Source organism: Roseovarius sp. TE539, from assembly GCF_003298505.1.
Lineage (GTDB): Bacteria > Pseudomonadota > Alphaproteobacteria > Rhodobacterales > Rhodobacteraceae > Roseovarius.
Map to the genome: position 1 here is coordinate 66250 of NZ_QNGB01000018.1, position 7049 is coordinate 73298.

Genomic DNA, 7049 nt, shown 5'->3' on the forward strand with positions numbered 1-7049 from the left:
CGGTTACCTCAGCGCGCCCGAGGATTCGAGCCTGGCACGCTTGTCGGCGTTGAACCACCAGAAATCCAGCACGCCGAGCGCATATCGCGGCAGTGTTTCGGGATGCTCGTACATGTTCCAGTAGGCCACCCAGTAGCTGTCATTGTACCAGACCGGCACCATGAAACGTTCATACCGCAGGGCACGGTCCAGCGCCATCAGCGCCACTTCTTCCTCTTCGCTGGTTTCCGAGTTCAGCGCCGCCTCGATGATGGCATCCACGAGAGGGCTGGCCAGCCCGGCGGGGTTGAACAGGCTGAACTCCGCCTCGGTCGAACCATAGCGCTGCATCAGGCCGGTGCCCGCTTCCAGAAAGGGCGCGTAGTTGTCAAAGACAAGATCATAATCGCGCTCGCGGTTGCGCAGCGTGTATTGCGACGGGTCGACTTTCTCGTAGCTCGCGTCGATGCCCATCTTCTGAAGGTTGTTAACGAAACTTTCCACGATCGCGCCCAGGGTCGCAGATCCCGATGACGGGATCGGGAAATCGAGGCTCAGCAATTCGCCCTCTGCGTTGCGGCGCTTGCCGTCATCACCCACCTGCCAGCCGGCCTCGTCCAGCAATGTCATCGCCCGGCGCAGGTTGCGCCGGTCATTGAGACGGGCCGCGCGCGATCCGTGAGCACGCACCGCCGGTTCCGTCAGCACCGCCTCCGGCACCACGTCTCCAAGGCTTTTCAGCAGCTCTAGTTCGGCACCTTCCGGCACGCCCTCGGCCTGGAGCGGGGTATCCTGTACGAAGGAATGCCTCTGCTTGAATAGCCCGTATTGCAGAGACTCGTTGGTCCATTCGAAATTGTAGGCCAGCGCAATCGCCTTGCGCACCCGCACATCCTGCAGCACCTCGCGGCCCAGGTTGAAGACGATGCCATTGGGTGTGGGCGGCGTTCCGTCCGGCAACTCCTCAAGTCTCACATCACCCTTCTGAACTGCGGGAAAGTCGTAGCCGGTGGCCCATTTCTTGGAGTTGTTTTCGCTACGGAAGGTGTAGATGCCGGCCTTGAACGCCTCGAAGGCGGCACTGTCATCGGCAAAATATTCGATTCGGATCCGGTCAAAGTTGTGCCGGCCCACGTTGATCGGCAGATCCTTGCCCCAGTAATCCGGGTTGCGCTTGTAGACGATACGCCGGTTCACCTCGTAGCTTTCCAGCTGGTAGGGGCCGGATCCGGGCGCCGCATCGAGCCGCGGCTCGTCGAGCCGCGCGCCGGTTTCCTCGTACCAGTGCTTGGGAAACACCGGTGTGGAGCCGACCTGATCAATCAGCGACCGGCGGGAAATGTCCTTGGCGAACGTGAATTTGACCCGGTGCTCGTCCAGCGCCTCGGCGCCGGTCACCCGCCGGCTCACTGCCTGAGCATAGGAGGGCAGACCCTGTTCCAGAAACAGGTTATGCGAAAACACCACGTCCTCGGCGGTCACGGGATGGCCGTCGGCAAAGCGCGCCTCGGGGCGCATGTTGAAGATCACCCAGGTCTTGCCGGCGTCGTATTCCAGGCTCTCGGCCAGAAGCCCGTACATCTCGCCATAGACATCTGCCGGAGCTCCGCCGCCGGAGGCCGGCATCTCGCCCAGAAGGCTTTCGTAAACCATCCAGGAGTATCGCCCGGCCCGTCCCTTGCGGGAATAGGGATTCATCGAATCAAAGGTCCCCGGCGCGTGCAGTGAAATCTCGCCGCCCTTCGGCGCATCAGGGTTCACATACTCGAAATGCTCGTAATCCGCAGGATAGGTGAGATCACCGAAATAGGAGTAGCCATGCGACCTGATCACCCTGGTGCCATCCCCGTCCTGGGCCAGTGTCGCCTGCGTCAGCAACACCCCCACGGACAACACGAAAAAGGCGGTCAGAATTCGCCAGGTCAGTGTCGTGGCAGCCTGCGCCCCGTATTGGCCGCGAAAGGATCTTGCGGTCATCGCTGATTTCTCCTGCTTCGGTGGCAAAGTGGTGCATCTGCTCTTGCGCGCAAGCTAAATGAGGCAAGATGCAACATTCAAGCGCCGAAGTGAACAGTCGGCGCGCTTAGCCGTCCCGGTCCGCAACGGACGTCCAGACTCAAAAGGCCGCCATCCCTTACGGAAATGGCGGCCTTGAAACTCTCATCCTGAACCGGCGTTATTCGCCAATGGTCTGCAGGTATGCGATCAGGTCGGCGCGGTCGCCCTCGTCCCTCAGACCGGGATATCCCATCTTGTTGCCCGGTGCGAAGCCGCGCGGATCTTCCAGCCAGGCACTCATTCGGTCGACGGTCCAGTCGCCGCCCAGTTCCTCAAGGGCGCCGGAATACCGATACCCTTCGACCGAGGCCACCGGGCGCCCGACAACATCATAAAGGTGCGGACCGACACCGTTGGCGCCATCTTCCAGCTTGTGGCAGGCTTGGCAACGGCGATACAGTTTCTGCCCGGCGTCCGGATCGGCGGATGCAACCATCTGTGCGAATTCGGACGTCCCGCCGGCCGCATCGGCCGGCTCTTCTTCTGCAGCCGCTTCGCTTTCAGCAGTTTGCGCTCCCGTATCTTCTGCTTCACTGGTGTCCGCCTCCGCAGCTTCCTCCTCGGTGGCAGCGACATCTTCCGCCGGTGCGTCCCCGGTCGTGGCGTCATCCGCCGTCTCAGCCTCGGACATTTCGCCGCCGGTATCGCCTGTTGCAGCCATCTCCGTGTCCGCGCCTTCCTGACCGGCCGCGGCCTCGTCCTCCGGCATGGCGTCGCCGGTGGCTGCCTCGTCCTCGCCCATGGCGTCTTCGGCCGCACCTTCGTCGGTGGCCTCGTCCATCACTTCCTCGGCTTGCATGGTATCACCGTCAGACACCTCAAGAACGTAGGTATCGCCATCCGTCTCATCGAGGTAGGCGATTACGTTGGCACGATCCTCCGCGTCACCCAAGCCCGAAAAGCCCATCGAGGTGCCCGGGGCGTAACCGCTCGGGTTCTCGAGGAAAGCATCCAGTTCCTGCGGGGTCCATACATCGGCCACCGCCTTGAGGCTTCCGGAATAGCCAAAACCATCCGCCGCACCGACATCACGCCCGACGACCCCGTAAAGATGCGGACCTGTCGCGTTGGCACCATCCTCGATCTTGTGGCAGGCCTTGCACTTGTTGAACACGCGCTCGCCCTTGCCTGCGTCCGCCGAAACGAAAAGCTCTTCGAATGACGGCCCGGTTTCCTCGACGACTTCTTCCTCTCCGTCATCTCCGGTGTCGATGACATAACCCTGTTCATGGTGATCGCCGTGGCCGCCGCCCATCGAATATATGGTCTCGCCGGCCCAGTTCCCCATGAGGAAAACCAGCAGCGCACCGCAGAAGCCGCCGACGATCTTGGTCAGTGTCATCGTGTCAAACATAGGCCCGTTTCCAATTGATCCCTTTTCGCGGGTATCTATTGCTTCCCCTTCTCGGAAGCAAGGTATAGTTTGCGCGACCAAACGCCCGGTCGCGGGCCCGCAAACGGACAATCGGCCCATGAACAGACGCATCGCTTTCCAGGGTGAGCCCGGCGCCTATTCGCACCAGGCCTGCCGTGAAACACGCCCGGAACTGGAGGCGCTGCCCTGCCGCACCTTCGAGGACGCGATCGAGGCGGTGCGCAGCGGGGATGCGGCGCTGGCAATGCTCCCAGTCGAAAACTCGACCTTCGGGCGGGTGGCGGACATCCACCACCTCCTGCCCGAGTCCGGGCTTCATATCGTGCAGGAAAGTTTCGTTCGCGTGCATATCAACCTCCTCGCGATACCGGGCACGCCCCTGTCCAGGATCAGGACGGCGATGAGCCACACGATGCTGCTGGGACAGTGCCGCGATTTTCTTGCCAGGCACGGCATTCAGCGCGTGACCGGTGCCGATACGGCAGGATCGGCCAAACACGTCGCCGAAGAGGCAGAGCCGAGCGCAGCCGCCCTCGCCAGCGACCTCGCCGGGGAGATCTACGGCCTTGACGTCCTGGCGCGCCACATCGAGGACCAAGGCAACAATACCACCCGGTTCCTGCTCATGGCGCCCGAGCCGGACCTGACCCGCCGCGGCGATGACGGCATGATGACCAGCTTTGTTTTCCAGGTGCGCAACATTCCGGCCGCTCTGTACAAGGCGATGGGTGGCTTCGCGACCAATGGCGTCAACATGACCAAGCTTGAAAGCTACATGGTCGGCGGATCATTCAATGCCACGCAGTTTTATGCGGACATCGAAGGACATCCCGATGATCCGGCGGTTCGCCGGGCGCTGGACGAGCTTGATTATTTCACGTCCGAAATAAAGATCCTCGGGGTGTATCCGGCCGATCCGCGGCGCCACTAGGGCCTGCCGCGCTCCTCCATTCCGCTTGCAGGGTCACGAGGCCGTCATCCACAACCCTCTGTTCACCGGGGATTTTCACGCTTCTTTCACAGAAGCGCGTTCGTCGGTGAACGCATTTTCACGTCGAGGCGACAGGTGCTTTCAATGTGCCGGAAGCTTCCCATTTTCCTGTCATGACGGCGGGCCGGAAACCCGCATCAGAAGACAGACCATCACGAGACCAGAACCCGAAAGGAGACACCATGCGTACCCTCAGCATCATCGCACTTGTCGCCGCAACCGCGACCGCAACCACCGCCATCGCCGAAGTCGATATCGGCGACCGGATCGAGCAAGGCACCTACAAGGCGTTCGACATCCAGGACCGCGAAACCCGTGACCTGAGTGCCGTCGACATCCAGGACCGCAGTGAGCGTGGCATCTACGACGCGCGTGACCTCAAGGACCGTGAAAACAGTGTCCTGAGCCATCTCGACATCCAGGACCGCAAGGAACGTGGAGACCTCGGGGCGCGCGACCTCGAAGACCGCGATGACCGGCTGTTCAGCGCGTTCGATCTTGGTGACAGGCAGGAAAGCATCCAGGTCGGCTGAACGATCCGACACCAGATCATCCGGATATAACCAACCAGCGCCTTACCTCGGCCTGAACCTGGCGTCCCCGGCATACGGGGGCGCCATTTTCAGGTGGATTTGGCATATCTTTCCTCGATGCCGCGCGCGTACTTGTCCACGTTGGCGCGAAATTTCTTCATCATGCTGTTGCGTGCCAGTTTCAGGGACTGGATCAGCAACCGCCCGGAAAGGGTACGCGGCTCCATTTCAATATCTATGTTCATCCGCGTGCTGTTGCGCGACAGAGCCACCAGATCGAGTGTCATGCCGCCGCTCATGTTTGGCGACCGGGATGCAAACACCAGAGTATCGGGCGGATCGTGGCGTATCAGTTCAAGATGCAGTTCACGGCGCTTTCCGCGCAGATCGAATTTGGCATCCCATGCCATGCCGGCGCATGGCCCGTTCTGGTCGTCAACCCTCGATACTTCCGCGCCGCGCCGAAGTGCCGCCCGCTCCAGCGACTGGAAATCGGAAATCTCCGCGAAAACCCGCTCGATCGGCGCCGCGATATCTTCCTTTGTCGAGATTTTCATTGCCTGCCCCGTTTATTGCTGTCGGGGCATTCTTGCTTCAATCCAGCCGGTCCGCAAGCCAGTTGCGCAACAGGAAATGGGCGATAGCGCCCTCCCTTGCGGGTTGCAGGAACGGATGTTCGCCGGCAAAGGCGGCGAGAACTTCTTCTCGGCTGACCCATATCGCATCGTCGATCTCGGTCGGGTCCACCCTGATCTCGCCGGAGGTCGCGACACCGCGGCACCCTACCATCAGCGATGACGGAAAGGCCCAGGGTTGCGACGCGAGATATTCCACTGCGCCGACATGGATGGCGGATTCCTCGTGGACCTCGCGGCGCACCGCCGCCTCGAGGGTCTCTCCCGGTTCGACGAAACCCGCCAGCAGTGAATACATCCCCTCGGGCCATCCGTGAGATCGCCCCAGAAGAACCGAATTCCCGTGCAGAATCAGCATAATCACGACCGGGTCCGTGCGCGGAAAGTGCTGACCGCCACATGCATCGCAACTGCGCTGCCAGCCGGACATGACCATCCGGCTTTCCACGCCGCACCGGGCGCAGAAGCGGTGACTGACATGCCAGCCAAGGATCGCCTTGGCGGTTGCGGCAAGTTCGGCGTCGCGCGGTGACAGGCATGTCATGATAAGGCGCAGATCGGCAAAGACGCTTTCAGCGGGAAGATCCGGATGGCGCTGCTCGCTGGTGTCCAGGAAACCGCCCACCCTGTCGGGATCAAGCTCGTCCGGTGTCCAGCCCGAGATGTCATGCGCGAAGCACAGCGCACCATCCGTCTCCCGGCCCAGAAGGATCGGCGGCGCCACGGCCAGCCGCATCACAGGGTGGTCCATCGCCAGTCTCACAAGGGTTTCCCGGTTCGGTCCGGAAACCAGAACCTTGCCGCGCCAGATCAGGACCGTGCGCGCCCCGGCCTCCTTGGTGGCCGCCGCTAGGCAGGTTTCATCGCCGCGAAGCTCCGCTGCGCGATCAAGCGCGGACCCCCCGAATGTGACGTTTTCCGCATCGCGCATGAGTGCCTCCTGCATACCGGGTGCCATGAACCGGCCGAAAGGGCAACACGCAGGGAGTCCGGTGACTAAATTGTTACGCTGGAATAATAAACAACCTTGACGCGTATTTGATGTTTGTCAGCATTTCCGGGTTGAACCTAGGGTGCACAGAAGAGAAAGCCCGGTCAGACGACGGGTCAAAGCAGCAAGACGCGTCCCTATCGCATGGTCATACAGACATCATTCCCGCGCGCGCCGTTGCGCACAGCCGAAAACGAGGCTCGGGCGACGCTGAGACTTCTCGAAACGACGGATCTGCATTCCCATCTTCTGCCATATGACTATTACGGGGATCACGGGGGCCGCGAGGACGGGCTGGCCCGCACCGCGACCCTCATCCGTGCGGCGCGCGCCGAGGCTGACAATGTCCTGCTTTTCGATAACGTCCTATGTCGGGAAAATCTGGCCGCTTAGGTCAGCAGGTCATGGGGCGTCCGGTGTCCCGGACGCCCTGTTACGGTTGCCCAGACGGGCTCTGCCGTCAAGAAATGATCTCTTCCATAGCAAA

At 61.5% G+C, this 7049-nt stretch carries 7 protein-coding genes; 3 read left to right on the forward strand and 4 right to left on the reverse strand.

The genetic code is table 11. The features are described from left to right. Positions 1 to 3 precede the first annotated feature (3 nt). Positions 4 to 1956: an extracellular solute-binding protein gene (locus DQW77_RS12220; protein WP_113258507.1), complete on the reverse strand. Its 1953-nt coding sequence runs from the start codon at positions 1954 to 1956 to the stop codon at positions 4 to 6. A 199-nt stretch (positions 1957 to 2155) separates the two neighbouring features. Continuing rightward, on the reverse strand, positions 2156 to 3391 hold the full coding sequence (locus tag DQW77_RS18745) for a cytochrome c family protein (RefSeq protein WP_113258508.1): 1236 nt from the start codon (positions 3389 to 3391) through the stop codon (positions 2156 to 2158). Positions 3392 to 3509: 118 nt separating this feature from the next. On the opposite strand from DQW77_RS18745, the gene DQW77_RS12230 reads away from it, so the two are divergent. Both DQW77_RS12230 and DQW77_RS12235 read left to right on the forward strand, forming a co-directional pair. After that, positions 3510 to 4343, forward strand: a complete 834-nt coding sequence (locus DQW77_RS12230; protein WP_113258509.1) for a prephenate dehydratase — start codon at positions 3510 to 3512, stop codon at positions 4341 to 4343. 242 nt (positions 4344 to 4585) lie between these two features. After that, complete coding sequence (locus DQW77_RS12235; protein ID WP_113258510.1) at positions 4586 to 4936, forward strand: hypothetical protein; 351 nt, start codon at positions 4586 to 4588, stop codon at positions 4934 to 4936. Positions 4937 to 5025: 89 nt separating this feature from the next. Here the strand turns inward: DQW77_RS12235 and DQW77_RS12240 are convergent, their stop codons facing one another. After that, positions 5026 to 5493 carry an SRPBCC family protein gene (locus DQW77_RS12240; protein ID WP_113258511.1) on the reverse strand — a complete coding sequence of 156 codons (468 nt, stop codon included), beginning with the start codon at positions 5491 to 5493 and terminating at the stop codon, positions 5026 to 5028. Positions 5494 to 5530: 37 nt separating this feature from the next. Next, the gene (nudC, locus tag DQW77_RS12245) at positions 5531 to 6502 is read right to left on the reverse strand and encodes an NAD(+) diphosphatase (protein ID WP_113258521.1); all 972 of its coding nucleotides are present in this window, start codon (positions 6500 to 6502) and stop codon (positions 5531 to 5533) included. 204 nt (positions 6503 to 6706) lie between these two features. On the opposite strand from nudC, the gene DQW77_RS12250 reads away from it, so the two are divergent. After that, a complete protein-coding gene (locus tag DQW77_RS12250; protein WP_147094971.1) occupies positions 6707 to 6955 on the forward strand; it encodes a hypothetical protein in 249 nt (82 codons plus the stop codon). Positions 6956 to 7049 lie beyond the last annotated feature (94 nt).